At 30.3% G+C, this 22,634-nt stretch carries 17 protein-coding genes, 1 tRNA gene and 4 pseudogenes; 5 read left to right on the top strand and 17 right to left on the bottom strand.

All coding sequences use genetic code 11. The features are described from left to right. Nucleotides 1–481 precede the first annotated feature (481 nt). The gene (locus OTBS_RS02255; RefSeq protein WP_050897503.1) at nucleotides 482–1,618 is read left to right on the top strand and encodes a reverse transcriptase domain-containing protein; all 1,137 of its coding nucleotides are present in this window, start codon (nucleotides 482–484) and stop codon (nucleotides 1,616–1,618) included. A gap of 346 nt (nucleotides 1,619–1,964) precedes the next feature. After that, nucleotides 1,965–2,219: pseudogene (locus tag OTBS_RS02250) on the top strand (conjugal transfer protein TraD); the annotation flags it as partial. A gap of 78 nt (nucleotides 2,220–2,297) precedes the next feature. Here OTBS_RS02250 and OTBS_RS02245 read toward each other — a convergent pair. From OTBS_RS02245 to OTBS_RS02225, 5 genes and pseudogenes are all read right to left on the bottom strand, one after another. Then, the gene (locus tag OTBS_RS02245) at nucleotides 2,298–3,248 is read right to left on the bottom strand and encodes an Rpn family recombination-promoting nuclease/putative transposase (protein WP_011944508.1); all 951 of its coding nucleotides are present in this window, start codon (nucleotides 3,246–3,248) and stop codon (nucleotides 2,298–2,300) included. Between the two features lie 121 nt (nucleotides 3,249–3,369). Continuing rightward, nucleotides 3,370–3,957, bottom strand: a complete 588-nt coding sequence (locus OTBS_RS02240; RefSeq protein WP_041621046.1) for an HD domain-containing protein — start codon at nucleotides 3,955–3,957, stop codon at nucleotides 3,370–3,372. A gap of 349 nt (nucleotides 3,958–4,306) precedes the next feature. Further along, nucleotides 4,307–4,519 (bottom strand): hypothetical protein, encoded by a 213-nt coding sequence (locus tag OTBS_RS11255; protein ID WP_232488867.1) that lies wholly within the window; start codon nucleotides 4,517–4,519, stop codon nucleotides 4,307–4,309. Between the two features lie 147 nt (nucleotides 4,520–4,666). Then, nucleotides 4,667–4,759 (bottom strand): annotated as a pseudogene (locus OTBS_RS13820) (IS5/IS1182 family transposase); the annotation flags it as partial. A 117-nt stretch (nucleotides 4,760–4,876) separates the two neighbouring features. Next, a complete protein-coding gene (locus OTBS_RS02225) occupies nucleotides 4,877–5,152 on the bottom strand; it encodes a hypothetical protein (protein WP_011944507.1) in 276 nt (91 codons plus the stop codon). Between the two features lie 297 nt (nucleotides 5,153–5,449). Between OTBS_RS02225 and OTBS_RS17470 the strand changes: the two genes are divergently transcribed. Both OTBS_RS17470 and OTBS_RS02220 read left to right on the top strand, forming a co-directional pair. Continuing rightward, nucleotides 5,450–5,572, top strand: a complete 123-nt coding sequence (locus OTBS_RS17470) for a hypothetical protein (RefSeq protein ID WP_269763907.1) — start codon at nucleotides 5,450–5,452, stop codon at nucleotides 5,570–5,572. Between the two features lie 318 nt (nucleotides 5,573–5,890). Beyond that, nucleotides 5,891–6,403: a hypothetical protein gene (locus tag OTBS_RS02220; RefSeq protein WP_157866313.1), complete on the top strand. Its 513-nt coding sequence runs from the start codon at nucleotides 5,891–5,893 to the stop codon at nucleotides 6,401–6,403. A gap of 1,285 nt (nucleotides 6,404–7,688) precedes the next feature. Here OTBS_RS02220 and OTBS_RS13815 read toward each other — a convergent pair. The 7 genes and pseudogenes from OTBS_RS13815 to OTBS_RS17465 form a co-directional block, all read right to left on the bottom strand. Beyond that, nucleotides 7,689–7,784 (bottom strand): annotated as a pseudogene (locus OTBS_RS13815) (IS5/IS1182 family transposase); the annotation flags it as partial. A gap of 163 nt (nucleotides 7,785–7,947) precedes the next feature. Further along, complete coding sequence (locus tag OTBS_RS02210; RefSeq protein WP_011944505.1) at nucleotides 7,948–8,592, bottom strand: ankyrin repeat domain-containing protein; 645 nt, start codon at nucleotides 8,590–8,592, stop codon at nucleotides 7,948–7,950. Nucleotides 8,593–8,629: 37 nt separating this feature from the next. Beyond that, nucleotides 8,630–9,205, bottom strand: coding sequence for an HD domain-containing protein (locus OTBS_RS02205; RefSeq protein ID WP_011944504.1), 576 nt, complete (start codon nucleotides 9,203–9,205; stop codon nucleotides 8,630–8,632). Between the two features lie 234 nt (nucleotides 9,206–9,439). Further along, nucleotides 9,440–10,823, bottom strand: a pseudogene (locus OTBS_RS02200) (replicative DNA helicase). 75 nt (nucleotides 10,824–10,898) lie between these two features. Then, the gene (locus tag OTBS_RS15895) at nucleotides 10,899–11,987 is read right to left on the bottom strand and encodes a hypothetical protein (protein ID WP_232488866.1); all 1,089 of its coding nucleotides are present in this window, start codon (nucleotides 11,985–11,987) and stop codon (nucleotides 10,899–10,901) included. A 73-nt stretch (nucleotides 11,988–12,060) separates the two neighbouring features. Next, entirely contained in the window at nucleotides 12,061–12,594 is a 534-nt protein-coding gene (locus OTBS_RS15890) for a hypothetical protein (RefSeq protein WP_232488865.1), read from the bottom strand. Between the two features lie 702 nt (nucleotides 12,595–13,296). Then, a complete protein-coding gene (locus tag OTBS_RS17465; protein WP_269763906.1) occupies nucleotides 13,297–13,431 on the bottom strand; it encodes a hypothetical protein in 135 nt (44 codons plus the stop codon). A 788-nt stretch (nucleotides 13,432–14,219) separates the two neighbouring features. On the opposite strand from OTBS_RS17465, the gene OTBS_RS02190 reads away from it, so the two are divergent. Next, nucleotides 14,220–15,710, top strand: coding sequence for a carboxypeptidase M32 (locus OTBS_RS02190; RefSeq protein ID WP_041621122.1), 1,491 nt, complete (start codon nucleotides 14,220–14,222; stop codon nucleotides 15,708–15,710). Between the two features lie 97 nt (nucleotides 15,711–15,807). Here OTBS_RS02190 and mgtE read toward each other — a convergent pair whose 3' ends face one another. The 5 genes from mgtE to OTBS_RS02165 all read right to left on the bottom strand — a co-directional run bounded on the left by mgtE (nucleotide 15,808) and on the right by OTBS_RS02165 (nucleotide 22,246). Further along, nucleotides 15,808–17,172: a magnesium transporter gene (gene mgtE / locus OTBS_RS02185; RefSeq protein ID WP_232488864.1), complete on the bottom strand. Its 1,365-nt coding sequence runs from the start codon at nucleotides 17,170–17,172 to the stop codon at nucleotides 15,808–15,810. Nucleotides 17,173–17,205: 33 nt separating this feature from the next. Further along, nucleotides 17,206–17,295: transfer RNA gene (locus OTBS_RS02180), tRNA-Leu, on the bottom strand. Nucleotides 17,296–17,361: 66 nt separating this feature from the next. After that, nucleotides 17,362–18,381 carry a DNA polymerase III subunit delta gene (gene holA / locus OTBS_RS02175; protein ID WP_011944501.1) on the bottom strand — a complete coding sequence of 340 codons (1,020 nt, stop codon included), beginning with the start codon at nucleotides 18,379–18,381 and terminating at the stop codon, nucleotides 17,362–17,364. 19 nt (nucleotides 18,382–18,400) lie between these two features. After that, entirely contained in the window at nucleotides 18,401–20,917 is a 2,517-nt protein-coding gene (gene leuS / locus OTBS_RS02170) for a leucine--tRNA ligase (RefSeq protein ID WP_011944500.1), read from the bottom strand. Nucleotides 20,918–21,532: 615 nt separating this feature from the next. Then, nucleotides 21,533–22,246, bottom strand: coding sequence for an intradiol ring-cleavage dioxygenase (locus OTBS_RS02165; protein WP_232488863.1), 714 nt, complete (start codon nucleotides 22,244–22,246; stop codon nucleotides 21,533–21,535). Between the last annotated feature and the right edge of the window lie 388 nt (nucleotides 22,247–22,634).

Below are 22,634 nucleotides of genomic sequence, written 5' to 3'. Positions count from 1 at the left end.
GCGTCAAGAAAAGGTGAATTAATCTTACTGGTGAAAGTCCAGTTATGGAAGGAGAAGCTAGATCCACCATATAGCGAGTCTTGTGCTGCTGAAGGTAACGACAGTAGTAAAGCGTAGACAGTGAAACATTCGAGCCGAAACCAAATGGTGAACGTGATAGCCCTGAAAGTGAGATGTAGTGGAAGCCGATATGTTCTAGCACATAGTAGGCAAAAGAAGATTGGAGGTCAAACTAGTAAAAATCCAAAAATTTTCAACCACCGGGGTCGCAGGCGTCAGCGAGTTTGTAAAGATTAATGACACAACTTGAGAAGTCCTTATAACTCTTACGTAATTAAGTAAGTATTCAAAGTACAAGTGATGAAACATAAGGCTTTGGAGATGGTGTAAGGATGGCTGAGTTAGCCATAGTAGTGATGAAACCTAGTAATGTGGGTGGAGCAAAGGGTTAGCAGAAAAGTAAGAATGCAAGAGGGAAACAATGGCTGTACACAGCATAGACAGAAATACATGGTTAACGAAACTTGAGCGTATAAAGTTGCTATCATCGAAAAATCAAGACATAAAGTTTAATAATCTAAATCAAGACATAAAGTTTAATAATCTTGGACATATCATTGATTTAAAGATATTAGAAGAACAATATAAGGAACTCGATAGCAAGAAAGCGATAGGAATAGATGGTATAACCAAAGAGGATTATGGTAAGAAGTTGAAAGCAAATCTGCTCTCGCTTCTTACTAGAATTTGCAATGGGAAATATCAGGCTAAACCTGCACGAATAACAGAAATTCCAAAAGAAGATGGAGGCAAAAGACATTTGGTAATATCATGTTTTGAAGATAAGATAATCGAGTCTACAGTAAGCAAGATACTAAACTCTGTGTTTGAGCAAATATTCTTAAAGTATTCATATGGATTTCGACCTAAATTAAATGCACACGACGCTTTAAGGGAGTTAAATAGACTTACGTATAACTTCAATAAAGGGGCTATAGTAGAGATTGATATAACAAAGTGTTTCAATACAATCAAGCATTGTGAGTTGATGGAATTTCTAAGACTAGTTATGAAACTGATTGAAACACCAATCATAGAAAATGGTACTATAGTTACTAACAAAGAAGGTTGTCGTCAAGGATCAATAGTTTCACCAATTCTGGCAAATGTCTTTCTGCATTATGTTATAGATAGCTGGTTTGCAAAAATCAGCAAAGAAAACTTAATGGGACAAACAGGAATGGTGAGGTACTGCGACGATATGGTATTTGTCTTTGAAAAGGAAACAGATGCGAAAAGGTTTTATGATGTTTTGCCTAAAAGGTTAAATAAGTATGGGCTAAATATCAATGAAGCTAAATCACAAATGATTAAATCTGGTAGAGACCATGCTGCAAATTTAGCCAAACAAGACAAGAAGATCTCAAGTTATAATTTTCTTGGATTTACTTGCTATTGGAGAAAATCAAGATTTGGCATAACATGGAGACTAAAATATACCTCAAGGAGAGATCGTTTTACTGAGAAACTGAAAGGACTGAGAAAATATTTGCGTAGTCAGCTAAACAAGCAAGATAAAACACAAACATTATCACAAGTCATTAGAGTTATTAGGTGAATGGATCAACTATCATGGTATATCGGATAACAAAAGACGAGTAAGTTCATTTATCAACCAAAGTACACGTGCAATATATAACTGGTTTAATAGAATGGGAGGAAAACGTAAGATGAATTGGAAAAGACTAACCGAGATACTTAAAAAAGTAAATTTTCCTAAAATTGGAAAGATTGTCTCAATGTTCTAGAAAACAAATAAGGCATAATGCTTATCTTATTTTTGAGAGCCGGATGCGGTAATTCTGCAAGTCCGGTTCTGAGGAGGGGCCTAATTGAGCAATTGGTTAGGTCTACTCACATAAATCTTAGAGTTCAAAAAATAACGCTACTTTTTTTTGAACCAGCTATCTTTACATCCAAATGTTCAGAATCATTGGACTACAATCGGTAAAAATATTTTTGATAAGGAACAGCAAAATAAAGCTGCTGTGATTTTAAAATTTTCCTCTGAACTAGATGAAAACACTAAGCGCCACATTCGCCTTCATGGCTTAAAATGGAATAGCTTTCGTCAAGAATGGTGCGGCCATGTTAAAGATATTGAGGCCTTAAAGAATACCCTTCTCAATGTTCAGTATAGTATAGAACTTGTAGTGTGATATAAGGCATCTATATGATTTAATAGAAATAGCATACAACACATTAAAGGTAAAATTTTGTATGTTGTATATTTCTTATTATTTTACGCTATTTTTTAAATTTAATACTTCTTGTATTGATAAATCCGTATATTCAGCAATTGTCTCAACTGATAATTCAGATTTCAATAATTTTATTGCAAAATCTTTTTTTGCTTCAGCTTTACCTTCAGCTTTACCTTCAGCTTTACCTTTAGCCTCACCGAGCTTTATGCCTTTAGCCTCACCGAGCTTTATACCTTCAGCTTTAGCGCGTTCGAGTTTATAATCTTCTACTGCTTTATTATCCCATATACGCTTTAACTCTTGTTCATAGGTTATTAGTTCGTCTTCGCTCCAATTAAACTGATCTAATGCCTCATACGCTCTTTTGATTATTAAATCTTCACCTATTATTTTATGATATCCATCTAATGTTGTTTCTTTTGCATGTTTAAAAAAATAGCACCACTTCTCTGTTATATCACTTAACTCTTCCACTCTATTTTTTTTAAATTTTGGTAATTCTATAAAGGTAAATGAAAAGTCCTTTAGATCATGCTCATATGTCTTTTTATCCAATATTACATGCCTTGATATATAGTCTTCTTTGTTTGGAAACAATTTATAATCTGCTATAGCTATAAATATAACTTCCTTTAGGTCTGAGTATTTTCCTTCCTTTCCTCTATTTGGTTGCCTACCATATGCTTTTGCTGCATAATACTGCGCTCTTTTTTCAAATCCTTGTGTAGGATCTACTTGCATTTCTATTATATATTGCGCTCCGTTTTTATCTTTACACAAAACATCTACTATTGATTCTTTTTTGGACGCTATATCAGCGTCTAATATCGTACCTAAAAACTCTACTTCTGTTATTTCTCTATTCCCTTCAAACAATAATATATCGTTCAGAAAATGTATTAGTATGTCCTTGTTTTTTTCTGATCCAAATATCTTTTTAAATGCTACATCATTCTTTGGATCTAAAAATCTTGATAAATGCATATATTTTTCATATTTTCTATTCTTTTTAAATTATACAACAAAATAACTTACATGAACATTCTCTTATTGAATTTTAATTTCTGCAATTCACTACATTAACCCCCTATTAAACTTTAGTTTATTAGGTAGCATAAAGCTCACAGTATTTATTTAGCTCTATAGCAATCTCTGGTAATTTAAGGTATTCAGCAAGAGGTATAAATTCTTGCTGCGTTTCTAGTATGATTTCTTGTCTTCTTTTGGCTGGCTTTATGAATATAGTTTTAATATTATCCAATCTGTCCAATAGTTTGATTAGTAATAGCTCTACTTTATCTTGATTCACTAATGTTTTAATCATTTTCATGGAACTGGTTTTCTTACCACATATGTTTCTTATAAGAGCTAGAACTTGCTCGGCAATGTTATTATTAAATTCCATTGCTATCTTTTCTTTGGTTAGTTTTGTATCCTCAATTACATCGTGTAATATTGCAGTAATAATTATATCAGTTTTAAAGGTGTGGTCTGATACCATGTGGGCTACTTCTAATGGATGTGTGTAGTATAGTTCTCCTGTATCTCGCTTTTGATTGCTATGATATTTTTTTGCATAAAATATAGCTTTTTTTACTTTATCAAGATCAATGTGTTTATTAAAACTATGATTAATCAAGTCCAGCTTATCAAGTAGTTTATTGATATGTTCACAATTTAAAAATGCCAACATTATTTCCTCCATCTCCATTAATAATTCTAATTTTCAGTTTCTCAATGAACTTCTATAGGTATACTATACGTGAAGGCTGTATACTTGCCTTGCTTACTTTCTAGTTTAATTTTTCCAGTAATTTCATGTATAAACTGTTTAACGAGTAGTAATTCAGATCCTAGTACTGCATAGCTTTTGATATGTAAGTTTCTGAGCTCATTATTTATCTTTATCTTCAGCAATTTCTTCCAGCGAACTAATTGTATCATTCAATAGATTTTGTATGCTAAATTTTTTTGAATGTACGTTTTGAAGCCTAATTTGGCCTCTAAGTGAGTAAACTATCCTGTTACAGTAGTTTTGTAGGTTAGCAATTAAGTATTCTTGCTACGCTAGTAGTTTTATATTCCTTTTCTTTGAAATCACTTTGCTCGCATAGTAGATCATCTGCTAGATCTTTGATTTTAGCAGTAGTAAGATCAAACGTATATTTAATGTTTTGAATCAAATCTATACAATATTGCTTCATTGACTCAGCTTCCTCTAGATAATCTTCCGCTTGTTGTAGCTTTATTTTCATTCCAACTCACAGTACAAGCATTTACTTTATGTAATATATTGAATCAAATCTATACAACTTATTCTTGCTAATTCGCCTGCTTCAAGCTGAATATACAGATTTGTTTGTTTCTCTTTTTCTTCAATATTAGACCTCTTTCGAAACTGGTTAAGGTAGTTCAAAATTATAAATGCCAGAGATCAAATTAAATCTAAGACCGAATCTTTTACATCTATTTCGATATTTATCAGCAATAATTTTGATCTACCTTAACCAGTTTCGAAAGAGGTCTATTGTTGTTTTCCACATTATTCTCCTATGGTTAAGTTTATTAACTTTGTTTTTTTAGAAATTTGAAATAGCAAGCTTAGCTAACTGTTAGCTAAGCTGATTGGTATATGACATATTGCTTCCGTATCTTAATGTTGATTTTTTATTTTCTGTTATTTCGGACTGAAGTGTTCTAACTTCTTCTAGCTCACTTCTGAGCTGTTTGAATACATCTATTATATTTAAGTTTAGTGTTTTAAGTTGATGTGTAAGTTTTAAAAGCTCCTTATCACCAGCTGCTAGATGTCTTAGTAACAGTTTTAACTGTATATTTTTATTAAATATACTTTTATTTTTTTGTTGACCTTCGTTTCCAAGAGACATAAAATTCCCCTACTGTTTTTGTTTAAAAAATTGTTGCTGAAGATTAATTATAAAAGTTCAACCCTTTATTTCATTTAATCTTCAGCTTAGTATCATCAAGGCTCTAAAACCTAGATAATATAAGGTATAGAGTAGCATTATTTTTACCAGTCTATTAAAATCTTTATGTGTCAGTAGCTGTTGCTAATAAGTCTAAGCCTTTCCTTCATTTTCCAGTATATTGATCTTGGAATAAATATCAAAAGCTATGCAGTACTAGAATCTAGATTAGTAATCGTTAAACAGTTTATACGTCAAATGGGTAAAAAAATAAAACTGAAAAGTAAGCAAGGCAAATATACAGCTTTTACGTGCAGTATACCTATAGAAGTTCAGTCAGAAACAAAACAACTGCAAAATAATATTATGATTGAAAATTAGAGTTATTATGGAGATAGATGCAATAATGTTAGCATGTTTAAATTGTGAGCATGCCAATAAACTTCTTGATAAGTTGGTCTTACCTAGAAATTTTTAATAATGATATAGAGATAATGGAAAAAAGTATAAAAATTAAAGTTGACAGTAGTTAGAAAATGACTTCATACTACAATAACAGTAATAAAATATTTTATGGGTGAGATTTTATGGAAACAATACGCAACATTGCAGCTATATCAAGAGCAAGAGCAAACATAGGCACTTATATTTGAATGCATTGGGAATTTTACTACTCCTATGTCTACTATTTATGGCTGTATGATTACTTCAGTTGAAACTATATATCAAACCATAGCTCGATTATGTGGCTCTTACTTTGTAATTGCTTCTTACTATCAACACAATGGAGAGGAAGTAGCTACATTATATAATAACAATAATAATTTTAAGAGTAAGATAAAGATGGATGTTCATAGCATGATTACGAATACTGATGGTACAAAAATAAGTCTTGTTGTAATATATGGTTATGCAAAAGATCAACTCACAAAAATATTGCATACAATATTGCATAATAATTGTACAATAGAAAGATGTAGCCCAGCTCAATTACAACTATCTTTTGATAGAGAGATTTATAATAATGTTAGCACTATTGTTAATGAAGAAATTGTTAATGAATCTGAAACAAATGATTCAGATTTTACTTTGGTCACCATAGCAAAATTGGCAGGAGTTGGGGCTGTTTGCACCTACGCATTGTTTAGTTGCATATGCAAATGTAATAAGCTCTATCGTTCATACAAAAAAAGTACAGCAATGTTAATATAGAGATAGCTGATACTGGTACTATTGAAATACCAGCTATAGCTGAACAAACTGCAAATGATGAAATAACTAATGATGAGCATGAATATGCGTCTATAGATATGCTAGGTGCTTCCTAGCATATTATAACATATGCGTATATATTATTAATAGTCTGTGAACTATATATAAGTTAGAGAATATATCGTGATATAAAAAAACAAAAAAAGATAAGAGTAAAGAAGGAGTATCAATGTAGCTAAGACTCTAAAATTTGATATGTTCCAATTCTACATAGCTAAAGATTGTCTAATTAATAGAAGGCTTTAGCAAGTATTTTTGCTGAAAGAGAAAGAGAGTAAAAAACATATGCTGCAACAAGCTCTCCATATGCTGATTTGCATAAGTTAGTAGATATAATATTATACAGAGCCTACAAATTAATATAACTGTCTGGATTAAACTATGGTATAATAGACCTCTTTCAAAACAAGTCTATTATACATAGCCAGAAAACTTATTTTGCGAGCTGAAAGAAAGCGGGAAATTAGCTTAACATAGTTTACAAGTTATATTCTTCTATCAAACTTGTAAACTATGTCAAATAGAAGTATTCTTACATCCAAACTATAAAAATATTACATTAATCAACCTCTGTAGTCCAGTTAGTAGATGTACCATTAACTTGATCAAACACATCATTAGTGGATGCATCAGAAGAACTTAAGATTTGGTCTAATACTTTACACATTGAATTCAGTATATCACTGTATTTATAAGCTTTATACTACATGAATGATGTTAATTTCCCTTCATCATCTTTACATTCTATAACAATACCATCGTCACATGTACTCACGACATTTTTTAATTTTTTTTCTTCACAGAGGTAGCTAACTCTACCACATTTTTGCCCCAAGCCTTTACATCAAGTATTTTGCAGTTTTTAAAATTACTCAAACCATGAGACTGAGCTGCTATAGGTATTTTTTTATCACATTAGATGCTGCGTTAATTGCGCAAAGATACTTTACGAAGTGCGCATGATATTTTGCTGTTAAATCCCAAATAATGAGATATTATGTTGTTTGCTGCATTAAGTGGCTTACATAATTTTGTCAAACAGTCTACTATACAGCTAATATAACTATTACCTAAATCACTTTTTGATAATGCTAATTTTGGTGCTTCTGCAACCAATTAATCATTAGTTTCATTTATCAAATTTGGTACTGCATTAATAACTTTGCAATACTTAGTCAATGAATAAATTTTTTCTCTAGCTTCATTAGACCTCTTTCGAAACTGGTTAAGGTAGTTTAAAATTATAAATGCCAGAGATCAAATTAAAACTAAGACCGAATCTTTTACGTCCATTTCGATATTTATCAGCAATAATTTTGAACTACCTTAACCAGTTTCGAAAGAGGTCTATTATTATTTGCTATACATATTAATGGTGAAAATAATACAACAGATGATAACATAACAGCATAACACAGTTGTAAAAGTTATTTATTCATATTAGCTTCTCTTTTTAGCATTAATGTATAGTTGTCTGTTAAAACCTAATACCATGGTACCGATTGTTCAGTTAAAAGATTTAATACATCTGCATTACCGCTTTTAGCAGCATAATCTATAGGATTCATGCCGTTATCATCTTTTGCATCAATATCTGCTCCATAATCAATCAAAAGCTGTATAACATCTATGATTTCATTACGAACAGCAATATGTAGTAGTGTTTCTCCTTCATCATATTTTTTATTAATACTAGTAGAATTATGTTTTAGCATAATTGCTAAAGGTTCTATACATCTGCATTCAACAGCATCAGATAAAGGTGTATTACCTTGATTATTCTCGATATTTACATCAGCATTATATTTTAGCAGTAATGCTATATGATCATTGCAATAGACAGGATATTTTTCGAAAAATTCATAATATACTTGAATTCTGTCAACGACAAGATGTAAAGCAGTGTGCCCATCATTATTTTTTGCATTTACATTAGCTCCATTGTTCAGCAAAATCTTAGCAATAGGTAGATTCTTATATTTCAAAGCAACAGATAAAGCTGTAGTACCATCTTTATATTTTGAATTGACAAGTGTACTATCCTTATTAATAAGCTGCTTCACTTTTTTAATATCACTATCTTGAATAGCGCTATGTAAAGTATATTTAGTCTTAGATTTGAATATCATATATTTAATCGCTTCATTCTCAATTATTTACTACATTTTAACTAGCATGAAGTTTACAATATTCACTTAAGCGTTCTCCAATCTCTGGTAGTTTAAGGTATTCAGCAAGAGATATAAATTCTTGCTGAGTTTCAAATATTATTTCTTGCATTTTTTGAGGAGGTTTGATGAATATAGTTGTAATGTTATGGAATCTATCAAAAAGCTTGATCAGTAATAGTTCTGTTTTATTTTTGCTACGTAATATTTGTATCATTTCCATAGCACTGATTTTCTTATTATTCCTAACCCTTGTAAGGTCTGAAACATGTTCTGCAATATTACTACCAAATTCGTAACTTATTCTTTCTTTAGTTAGTGTTGTATCTTCGAGGGTATCATGTAGTATTGCTGTAATAATCGTATCTGTTTCAAAACTGTAGTCTGATACCATGTGAGCTACTTTCAATGGATGTGTATAGTATAGTTCTCCAGTATCTCTCTTTTGCTGACCATGATATTTTTTAGCGTAAAGTATTGCTCTTTCAACTTTATCAAGGTCAATTTTGGTGTTAAATCTTACGTTGGTTCTGAGCAGCTTATTTATTAAGCTCTCACTATAAAAATCTATCATTTTCCATCTCTAAATGGTTATTAATAAATTATACCATAATTCAAACTTTTTGTATACTCCAATCCCAGATAAAAACTGGAAAAGAAGCAAATTAAATTATAAAATTTTTGATTCAGTTATCACGATGCTAAAACTAACCTTAAGTTGTATATCTCTGGTGTTAATGAGTAAAATTTTGCTGTAATTTTTTTTTTTGGACCAGCATTTTTTCATTTATGCATAATCTAGTGTTTATTAACCTTGCTGAGAGTTTTTAACAATATTGCCAAATTTAGAATACTGATTAGTATAGTGTAACTTCACTGTACCAACTGGCCCATTACGGTGTTTAGCAACAATTATTTCAGCAGTATTATGACATCTATCTTGTTTAGCAATCCATTCCGTATATTCTGGCGTTCCAGGAGCTGGCTCTGATCTAGATAAGTAATATTCCTCTCTATATATGAGCATTACAATATCTGCATCCTGTTCAATGGAGCCTGATTCTCTTAGATCTGATAGCAACGGCTTTTTATCAGGCCTTTGTTCAACAGCTCTAGATAATTGTGATAATGCAATTATTGGAATATTAAGTTCTTTTGCAAGTGCTTTTAGGCTTTGAGTAATTTCAGAAATTTCATTTACTCTATTATATTGACTTCTATTTGAATCAATCTTAATTAACTGCAAATAATCAATAAATAATATTGCTAAATTATGAGTGCGTTTAAGTCTACGAGCTCGTGATCTAATTGCTGATATTGAGATTGCAGGAGCATCATCTATAAAAAAATTCCACTTTTGTATTTCATTTTGTACAGTCTTTAACTTATCAACATCTTGTTCACCTATTTTACCGTTAAATAATGCAGAGCTATTAATTTCAGATTCTATAGAAAGAATTCGAGTAGAGATTTGCTGAGATGACATTTCTAAAGAAAAGAAGCCAACTGATGGTACATTATCTTTAGTATTTTTTTTGAGTAAGAAAATATTTACAAGCATTTATTGCTAAGTTAACTCCTAAAGCAGTTTTACCCATTGAGGGCCTGCCAGCTAATATTATTAGGTCAGAATTTTTAAATCCTCCAAGCTTTGAATCAAGGTCAGGTAGTCCACTACTAATACCGTTAATAGAGTTTTTATTTTTAATAGCAGATGAAATTGATGTCCATGATTCTTCAATTGAAGTTTATAATTTTATAAATCCTTGACTTAAAGTTCCTCTTGAAGCTAGATCATATAATTGAGATTCAGCAGTTTCGATCTTACTGATAGCTGTATCTGCTAAAGTAGAAGAATATGCATTCGTTGCTATTTTTTCTGCAATTTCAATTAAATAACGCCGCAGTGCGAGATCATATACTATTTTGCCGTATTCATTAACATTAACTATACTTAATGCTAAAGTTGTAAGTTTAGCTAGATAATCTACTCCACCTATTTCCTCAAATGCGAGTTCATTGCCTAGCATATTTTTGAGCGAAATTACAGTAGCACTAATTCCTTTACTAATAATGAGATTAATTGACTTATATATTTTACCATGTAATGGTTCATAAAAATGTTCCGGCAGTAAAAATTCGTTAATGTTATATAGCGCACGATTGTTAATCAGAATTGCCCCAAGTATCATTTGCTCTGCTTAAATATTATTTGGAGCAATCTTTGCAAGATCTTTTTCCATATCACTCTTTAAATTTTATTAAAATTATTCGAACTTAACTAACTCAAAAGAAAACCCTTGAGCTTTAAAAGCGTACTCAAAATCTTTCAGATAATTCCCTCTGATGTAACTATCTTCAAATTCTGTTTTTGCTTTAATGAATATTTTTTTATTAACATTATCTTCATTTACAACTTTTAATTTACTAAACCATATTTTATCAATAACTTGCTCATATTTGTAATGTTGAAGTATGTATTTTCGTACTTTGAACAATATAGAGTTAGAACCTAGCTCTTTACTAAGTTCTGAAAGGTAATCTTCATCACTTATTTGTTGCTGTAAAACTGTGGTTTTTTGATACTCCGTTGTGTTATTGATAACTTGTTTTGATTCATCAAATGGTATAACTTGTAACTGCTCAATATCATTGCTATGCACAGCTCGTACCTCCTGTAGTATCTTGAATTTAATATGATCTGACAGTGAAATATTCTTAATCAACTTGATGTAATATTTGTTTTTAACTGCTGCTCCAAAATCACAAGATGTTAAAATTTGATAAGCAGTATCTGCTTCAAAAACTCCAGCTATTTTACGCCTCAACTGAGCCTTCATACTACGGTCTGTACCAGCTTCAATGTTTGCTATATACTGTTCTTTAAATCTTCCTACGTCATTAAATCTAAAATTTTCACTATTAGCCTGATCAGTAGTCAGTAATTCATTTGCTAAGGCTTTTGCCATATAGTTTAGCACTGCTATCTTATTTTCAAAATAACGGAATGAATATTTATTTGATAACTTTAACAGTAATTGATTTATGAAGTATATGTTGAAGCTTCTACTAGACATACGTTGTAGTATAACTGCATCTTCTGGTGTTAGTGGATAATAATCTGCTAGTCTTTTTCTTTTGAGCAAGCATTCATTCTTTTCAATCTCTGAATCCTTAGTAATAGCTGGAGTTGTTAACTCACTATTTTGCTCATAATCCTTGTTTGATGGCTTTTTATTACTAAAATCACTAAGCTCATAAAAATTCAAATTCTGTTGTTGCTGTTGATCTTCTTTTTCATTTCCTACTAACTCAATTTCTATAAAATCATCAGATTCAGTATATTTAAACTTCAAATTTTGCTGCTGATCTTCATTTTTATTTTGATCATTCTCTACTAACTTAACTTCAGTAGATCTAGATCTATTATTATTTTATTATATCTATATATGTAGCTGCAATTTTTTGCAGGTTCACCTGCAAATTCTTGCAAATTGATGTGAAAATTTTTTTGTTGTAGAAGGACAATTTTTTCTTCTTTTTTTCTTTTTCAGTAAAACGCTGAAAATTTTTTATAAGTTTTACACAAAGAACATTACGTACCTTGAGATTGCCTTTAATTATTGTTCTATTTTCAACTTTAATAAAACCTGCATTTCTTAATTCAACCAAGCATTGCCTAACTCTGCGGTAACGAAGGTTTAACTCCTTTTCAAAAAAGTAATAACTTTCCTGTAATTCATCTATATCTTTGTTGTAATAGATATGTAGTCTATATACTATCAATGATAAAAGCTGTTTAGATGTCTTGCTTAAAGCTTTAGCATTATCTCCAATCAGATCTTTCCATTCTGCTGGAACAAAATTTCCAATAAAACGATAAAAAACAGTTGCATTATTGCTACTGTTATTATTAGTAATTTTGCAAGTATTAATTGCAGAACAGGTGATGATAGGTTGCATATTTTTCCTCCTGAAATATCCAATATGGCAGGAAGTTTAGAATTATTTTTGCTCTAAAACTATTATTGCTACACAGCATATTAGTCGTATAAATATTTTACATAAATCCTCATCTAGATAGTACCTGGTCTAAAGACAGCATTTTTGCTATTTGCAATGTATCTACTAGCTGCAGAACAATTGGTTCTTGTGATGAAGAGCTGTTTGTACCTGTACCTACAACAATTCCAGTAAGCAGTGCAGCTCTAGCAGAACTACCGCTAGTAACATAGTTCTCAACATTTTTTTTAGCTCAGATCCAGCTCTTCTAAGATTGACAAATGATTTTACTACTACTACAGGAGCTTGCTTTTTTTTGTTATTATGTGGTGAATTTAAAATATGATGATTAATATCAGAACTAAATTCATTACTATCATTATTATATAGACCTTGCTTAGGCTGATTCTCAAATATCTCAAGTTTTTGGTTAAAATTATTAATTTTTGTAGTAGTTTCTAAATATCTGCTCTCTATTACACTTTCTAATCTATCTTTTTTTGTTATATTGATAAATATTGCAATTATTTTTATAGTTAAAGTTGAAGATTAATTATAAATATTAATAAAAGTTAACATAAGTTAATAGTAAGTTCTATAAAATGCAGAAGTTAATAAAAATTAACTTCTCTTCTTCATTATATTTGATATGTCTTTGCACCTTTACCTATAGGCAATGTTAAAATCAATAATATGCCCAAGATTATTAAACTTTATGTCTTGATTTTTCGATGATAGCAACTTTATACGCTCAAGTTTCGTTAACCATGTATTTCTGTCTATGCTGTGTACAGTCATTATTTCCCTCTTATATTCTTACTTGTCTGCCAACCATTTGCTCAATTCACATTATTGAGTTTCATTACTACTATGGCTAACTCAGCAATACTTATACCATCTTCAAAGCTTTATATTTCACCACTTGTATTTTGAATACTTACTTAATTAAGTGAGAGTTATAAGGACTTCTCAAGTTGTCTCGTTAATCTTTACAAACTGTCTGATGCCTGCAACCTAGATGGTTGAAAATTTTTGAATTTTCACTAGTTTGACCTCCAATCTTCTTTTGCCTACTATGTAGTAGAGCATATCGGCTTCCACTACATCATACTTTCGGAGCTATCACGTTCACCATTTGGTTTTAGCTCAAATGTTTCCACGTCTACGCTTTACTACTGTTGTTACCTTCAGCAGCACAAGACTCGCTATATGGTTGAGCTAGCTTCTCCTTCCATAACTGCACTTTCACCAGTAAGATTAATGCACCTTATCTTGACTCACCTACCAATCTTGCACCGCAATAGTAGTAACTTAGTGTAAATATTCCTTGCTACATCTCTGCATCCTCTCTTTAAGAAACATCATGTCGTACTTTCTAATATACAATTGAAACATTGGCATCAAATGAAACATTATTCTTCAAAATACCTACATTTTTTATAAAATTACTATTTTTTTCCTGATTTTTAACACAAAACCTCTAATATACTTGCTCCATTATACTAACGCAAGATATTTGACTATATGTATTAAATACTGTTTAATATAATAATGTTTATATAAGTTTGTATTGGGAAAATATAGAGATGAAAAATTATTTATTATTAGAAGAAGAAATCAAACATGTAACTCGAATTAACAACATTATTACCTTATTGTATTGGGATCTTTCCACGTGTATGCCAGTTAATGCTGGTACAAGTAGAGGAGAAGATATTGCTACTCTAACTACAATAGTATATGACATATTAAGGTCAGATAAAATTTTTGATCTTTTAGCTAGAGCTAAAGAAGAAATACATCAGCTTGATCAATGGCAAACAGCTAATCTAGCATTAATTGAAAAAAAAGTTATAGAAAGTAGATGTATAGATTATAGTCTACAGAAAAAATATATACTTGCAGCAACTCAAGGAGAATTAGTATGGAGACAAGCAAAAAAAGAAAATAATTATGAACTATTTAAGCCTTATTTACAGCAAATACTAACTTGTGTTAAGGAAATAGCTAGCACTAAGTCTAAAATCCTTAATTGTACTATGTATGATAGTTTGATTGATATCTATGACTATGGCAGAAAAGCAACTGAGATTAAAGAAATTTTTTCTGCTATAAAGAAAACAATACCTAATTTAATTCATAAAATAGTTGAAAAGCAAAGAAAAGAAGTAATTTTACCTATTACTAATAAAGTTAGTATTGCAAAACAAGAGCAAATTTGCAAAAGAATTATGCAAATTTTAGGTTTTGATTTCACTAAGGGTAGACTTGATCAATCAGCTCATCCATTTTGCCGTGGTATGTTTGATGATATCAGACTAACAACAAGATATAATGAAGATAATTTTCTTACTGGAATAGAAGCAACTATACATGAAACAGGTCATGCATTGTACGAGCAAGATTTCATACCTAAGTATAGGCACCAGTTTGTAGGTCAAAAAAGAAATATGTCGTTACATGAGAGTCAATCATTGCTTATGGAAATGCAAGTTGGAAGATCTAAAGAATTTGTTGAGTTTTTTGCTATGATACTTAGAGATGAATTTGATTTTAAAGGTCAAGAATACTCAAGTGATAATTTATATAAAATACTAAACAGAGTTAATCCAAGTTTGATAAGAGTTTACTCTGATGAAGTAACATATCCAATGCATATAATTTTAAGATTTGAGCTTGAAGAAGCATTAATTAATTGTGATATTACATTAGATGAACTTCCTGCTTGTTGGAATGATGGTATGAAAAAATATCTAGGTATTAGCCCTACTTCAGATAGTGTAGGCTGTATGCAAGATATACACTGGTCGGCTGGAAAATTCGGATATTTTCCTACCTATACTATTGGTGCTATTATAGCAAGCATGATTATGATAACAATCAAGAACATTTATCCAAATATCAATTCTGATTTTGCTGTAGGTAGGTTTGATAATTTACATAAGTTCTTAAATCAAAATATTAGGTGCTTTGCTTCGTTATATAAAACTGATGAATTAGTTAAACATGTAACTTTGGAAGATAAAGTCAATCCACAAATATTTTCTGAATATATTGAAAATAAATATTTGAACTAAAAACAGAAGAAGAAGTAAAAAATATATGCTACTATAAAAATGTACATAAGCATAGGAATATACCTTGGTTTAATTAGCAATGAATATACAGATAAGATTAAACTAAAAATACGTAGGCAATATATAAAAAAGTAATGTAGCCTATAAAATCAGTTAATGCTGTCAAAAATACTGTTGACCCCGCTGCTGGATCCAGTTTAATACTATGTAGTGTTATAGGAATAATAAAGCCTAAAGTGCCAGCAATAATAGTGTTAATTATTACTGTTGCACTAAATGCAATACTAAAATTAAGATTATTATGCATAATCATCATACACAAAAAACTTATTAGTGCTAATAAGAATCCATTAAAGCTACAAATTAATATCTCTCTTAGAAAAACCTTAAAAAAGTTAGAATAATTAATGTACTTGTTTGTTAATGCCATAACAGTAATAGTCATAACTTGAGTTCCAGTATTCCCTCCCATAGAAGCGATAATAGGCATTGTAGAAGCAAGTAATATGTATTTACTTATAGTTTCTTCAAAATGAGCAATAGTTTGTGCAATTGTCAATGCGGTAATAAAATTAAAAAATAACCATGGTAACCGATGCTTAGCAGCGCTAAATACATTAGCAAAAAGGCTATACTTTTGTACTCCAGCTAGCTGCATTATATCTTCTTCAGCCTGCTCTTCCAGAATATATAGCATATTATTTATAGAGATAGTTCCAACGAGTTTTCCTATTTTACTAACAACAGGTACAATTGTTAGCTCATAATGCTTAAAAATGTATGACACTTCATTTAAGTCAGTATGAGTATCTACTTTAATATCAGTATTCATAACTTGATTAATTAAACAATCAGGAGAACATTTTAATAATTTAAACAGTGGTAAGTGACCAACAGGGCGCTGCTTAGCATCTACGACAATGGCTGCATAAAAATTTTTACTTGTATTATAAGACGCAACATAGTTTATTGATTGATCGACAGTCCAATGTTCAGGTAAGCTAATATATTGCTTTTCCATTGCCCTGCCAGCTGTATTTTCTGGATAGGTCAACCCTTCAATAACATATTTTTTCTTATCTGCGCTAAGATGAGGCATAATGTTTTGTATTATGTCATCATCAAGATCTTCAATAAATCCTATGATATCTTGAGTTTCTAACTCCTGTAATAAACTTGCAGTTTTTCTAAATCCTAATATTTCTACAATTGAAATTCTACTATCATAACTTAGCCCTTCTAATGCTTGCTTTTTAAGATCATCAGGCGCTAAATCAAGAATTTTTTTATGAAACTTCGCAGGAGCTTGTTCAAACAGTTCAACAAAGTCTGCATAATGCATATTCTGCAGCTTAAGCTTAACCTCAGCAAGGTCATTGTGCATGATTAAATTGTAAATCTTGTTATAATCCATAGGACTCTTAGACAGCACTATATTGTTATAACCATCTTGATTTACCATCATGATTCCTCACTTAAATTGCAAGATAAGAAATGGTGCGGCTGAGAAGACTTGAACTTCCACTCCAGATTAACAAGAACAGCACCCTCAATGCTGCGCGTCTACCGATTCCGCCACAACCGCCTGAATCATTAGATATCAAATTATTAACTAATAATCAACTATTATGTATATTTTTTTTGCAACAAATTATACTAATACAGTAAATTCAAAACTCAAACGCAACTTATGGGTTATTTTCAAAAAAACTACTTCAATAATGTTATTGATATGATGATGTGTTGTCTTAACTGATAATTCCGCCATATATAATTCATTCAATGTATGCAATACGTTATTTAATGTCTTAGTTTGTGCTATTAGTTGAAAATCTTGAACATATTTAAAAAATATGGAAGGTTGAATTGATTTAATGGCTTGTTCAATACTAACTCCATGTTCTCTTTTCATTAAAACAATATACAGGTTAATATAGTATCTAATTAGTGCTCGTAATATCCAAACATCTGGTATGTTATTATTTCTTATCTTTTCTACTTCTTTAAAAAAATTCATTGCTATTCCCTTGGCGAAATATATACACATAAGATCAGATGTTCCAAGTATTTCTGTGCTAATGCATTTATTTACTTCCTTCTTACTAATAGTATCGCAATCATGACAATACAGTATAAGCTTATTAATTTCATTAATATAACAGTACTTATCTCCATAAGCAGTATTAGAAAAATATACTGCCGCTTCTGCAGTAATATTTTTGCCTGCTTTATTCACAATTTGTGATAATAATTTCTTTATATCTTGGCTATTTTCTGTATAACATCCTAGTGCTGCAAGATATTTTTGAGTTTCAAACCATTGTCTAGTGGTAGAAGAAGCTGAGAACTCATTGCCTAACACTATTAAAAAATTCTGATTATTGAAAGTTAAAGCTTTTTTTAATGCTGCATTAATATTGCCAGGAGTATTATATATTTTTACTATTTCACGTTGAGAAAATAAGTTATTAGAGTTTAATATAAAAATAAAATCAGCTTCAGTAAGCTCTCTATAATCATATATTCTAAGATTAGCATTGAACAACTTAGTAATTTCCTGACACCGGTAATCAATTAATCCATGATCATTACCGTAAACTGCTATTGCTCTAATATCCCCCTTTTTAATATAAGACCATAATGCAGCAATATTATAAGACGTGAACTTCACTAGTAATAATCCTATATTATCATATAATTATATTAATTAATTTATTTGGAACAAAAATACATTTTCTTACTTCTTTATCGCCAATATGCTTTTTAACCTGTTCTAATTTTAAAATTGCAGACTGCACGTCATGTTCTGGAGTATCAATTAGACAATTATATAATGATCTTAACTTACCATTAATTTGTATAGCAATAGTAATATGCTCTTCTTCATGAATATATTTTTCTTCATATTTAGGCCATGGTAATTCAACTAGCATTTCTCCTCTTCCTGAAAGCAAACTCCATATTTCCTCTGATAAATGCGGAATAAATGGATTAAACAATCTTATTAAAATTAAAAAACTCTCTTTTATTTGAACTGTTAATTCAGACATTTTAAATATAAGATTATATAATTCTCTTAATCTAGCTATAGCTTTATTTAGCCTACAACTTATAATATCTTGTGTAACGTTTTTAATAGTTTTGTGCGTTTTGCTAAGCAAAACTTTATCAATTTTATTATCAGTTAAATTTATATTCTTAAGCTTTAATGCAAAGTTATATAACTTTTGAATAAATTTATAACAACCTTCAATACCTTCAGTTGACCATTCTAAATCTTTTTCAGGAGGAGTATCTGATAAAACAAACATACGTGCTACATCAGCGCCATATAGCTTAAGTACTAATTCTAAATCTACAACATTCTTTTTAGATTTGCTCATCTTTTCTAATTTACCTACTGTCACATATTGTAAATCTGCCTTGCATCTTAATTGCCCATTTGAATCAACTTCAACTTCATTTGGATACAACCAATTATTACTTTTGTCCTGATAAGTTCTATGCAGAACCATGCCTTGAGTTATCAACGATGTAAAAGGTTCTTGAATATCTATATACTTCAGATCATACATTACTCTAGTTATAAATCTAGCATATAATAAATGCATTACTGCATGCTCAATACCTCCAATATATTGATCTACTGGTAACCAATATTTTGCAGCTTTAGCATCTACCATATCATCACTCGTAGGATTACAAAATCTAGCAAAATACCATGATGATTCAAAAAAGGTATCAAATGTATCTGTTTCTCTAACTGCATCTAGGTGGCACTTAGGGCATTTAACATATTTCCATGAATGATGATTATCTAATGGATTACCTTTACCAGTAAATTCAACTCCATGTTCTGGTAATATTACTGGCAAGTCTTCATAAGGTACTGGTACTGCTCCACAGCTTTTACAGTGGATAATCGGAATAGGACATCCCCAAAATCTTTGACGAGAAATCCCCCAATCTTTTAATTTGTAATTCGTAACTTGTTGCCCTATATTCTTGTGCTGCAGTTCATTAATAACTTTTTGCCGAGCTTCAGTAGTAGTTAATCCATTCAAATGAAATGAGTTAATCATTATTCCATCACCTACATATGCTTCTTTAAGCACATCAATATTTCTTTCAGTTGAAGTTATGACCTGCTTAATATTCAACTTTAATAATTTGGCAATCTCATGATCCCTCTCATCGTGTGCTGGACATCCAAATAATGCTCCAGTACCATAATCCATTAAGACAAAATTACTAAGAATGACTGGCAATTCTATACTACTATTTAGTGGATGAATTACCTTAAGATTTGTTAGTACGGCAATTTTCATTTTATCAATATTAACATTTGATGTGCCAACATTACTGCATTTATCAATAAATTTTTGAGTTTCTGGTGTAGTATTTACATATTGCTGCACTAAATTATGATTATAACTTAATGCTATAAAAGAAGCCCCAAATAAAGTTTCAGGCCTAGTTGAAAATACCTTAACGGAAGCTTCTATCCCTTTAAGCTGAAAATTTATATTAATTCCTGTTGACTGACCAATCCATTTTTTTTGCATTGTTTTTACACTTTCTGGCCAGCCTTTTAAGCTATCAAGACCTTTTAATAAAGCATCAGCATAGTTAGTAATTTTAATAAACCACTGCTTTAAATTACGATATTCAATTATTGCTCCTGATCTCCATCCTTTACCATTAATTACTTGTTCATTAGCAAGAACTGTTTGATCAATAGGATCCCAATTAACTAATGACTCTTTTTGATATACAAGACCTTTTTTCAGCATTTCAAGAAAAAATCTCTGTTCATGAACATAATATTGTGATGAGCAAGTAATTATTTCGCGACTCCAATCATAAGACAATCCAATTGCCTTAAGTTGTTGCCTCATAACATCAACGTTGCTACTTACCCAACTATTTGGGTAAGTATTATTTTGCATGGCAGCATTTTCGGCTGGTAACCCAAATGCATCCCAACCCATAGCATGCAATACATTATGCCCTTGAGATCGCTCAAACCTCGCAATAACATCACATATTGTATAGTTACGTACATGTCCTACATGAGCCTTACCAGATGGATAAGGAAACATCGGTAATATATAACGTTTGATCTTATTTAAAATCTCTTTTACTTTAAATACCTCATTCTGCTCCCAGATTTTTTGCCACTTTTTTTCAATTTTTACTAAGTTCATAAATTTTTTCCATAAATAGCTTACTTAACAAATGCCAATTTTAGTTTTTGGCAATATGTTGGAATACCATACTTGTACTTGCTAATTCTTGATTAGCTTTAATTATAATACTATATAATACATTTCTTAATGAGTAAAAATTTTTATGAGCAGTACTAAATGCAAGTACCGCTTATTTTATTTTTTCTTTACTATACATCATTGCTCTTATGATGTAACTATCTGTATTTATGCTATATTTCATCAGCTTTTGTCTAAGGAACTACATTTAGTTACTAGTATTCATAAAATATGAAAACATATTTATTAAACATAGAAGATAAGCGTTTATTAAATACGTTTCTTAATTAAGTCTATAAAAAAAACATCTGCATTTAGAGCATACTACATATAGATCCTCTATTCATGCAAGTTATTCTATCTCCAAACTTAATTCCAATCTTCTCTTCTTTTTCTCCATCTCACTTATCCTAATCTAGCGTTTTGAGTATTTCAAAGTTATATGTAGTCTATCTTCTAATTCGAACTTATTCACTTTCAATTTTGTCCATTTTTAACACTATGCTTTTTATATCAATATAAATTTAAAGCTTAGATTAACTTTTTTGCCCTATTTTAATTTGCATTATGTTTAGTACTAGCATGTAGAATATATCTCCTTAGTTTACTTGCTAATGGCATTACTAGTGTTACATGTTCTACAATAAAATAGTTGTCAATATTATTGTAGAGCATATGATCATTACATGATATCTTAAATCTTATATCATTCTTGATTATATGTACTGTTTGTAAACTGCCAAGCTCTGTATGTTCAGCTCTGAAGTTAAAATGAGGTAAAATATTGTGTACTGCAGCAGGGTAGATAGTAATAAAATAAAAATTACCGTTGTTATTCGTGGTGGTAACACCTGAACCAGTAAAAGTACTCTCTAAATTATTATTACTAATTAGAGATTGATCAATAGAATTTTTGAGAGGAGTATATGGATACTTACCATTACTATCAACTTGCCATAGATAGATTTTTGCGTCAGGAACTGGAATGCAATGCTTATCAATGACAGTGCCTTTTATAACTACTATTGTACCTTTGATATGAGGATTTTGTCCAACTTGCCGTAATAAATTATTTGTGATACTGAAAACTTCTGGCTCATAATTATTGGTAACTTGGCATGAGTGAAGCTCATTACTATAGCTTATATCAATATATGAATTTGACTTGTTGTTATAATTAGTAATGCTATTTGCTTGTATATTGTTAATTGCTAGATAGCAAAACATCAATAACCTTAAACACTTCCATTTAAGGTTGATTATGTTCAATATACGTAATTTAGCCATTTATAAATATATGAAATCTATTTTACTATCAATAACAGATACTTTATCATATTTGTCATATTGCATCAATATTTAATTCTAATAATATTAGATATAACGTTTTCAAAGCATAGTTGAATTTATCCTCTTCAAAATATAAAAATTCACTAAATAATTTGCCAGATAAGACTTTAAAAATAACTGAAGCTATAGATAGCGTTTATTGCCTTTGGTAATTTTAACTGTCATTATTTCGCCGTTATTATTAATTATAAATGTTAGATTAAGATAAGATAAAAGCTGAAAAGCATACAAAGAGAAAATGTTGAATTATAAAGAAAAATTTTCATAAAAAAGGAATAACCAAACATGAAAAAATATATTATAACAG

This window comes from Orientia tsutsugamushi str. Boryong, assembly GCF_000063545.1.
Taxonomy (GTDB): Bacteria; Pseudomonadota; Alphaproteobacteria; order Rickettsiales; family Rickettsiaceae; genus Orientia; species Orientia tsutsugamushi_C.
This window is presented reverse-complemented; position numbering and strand designations above follow the sequence as displayed.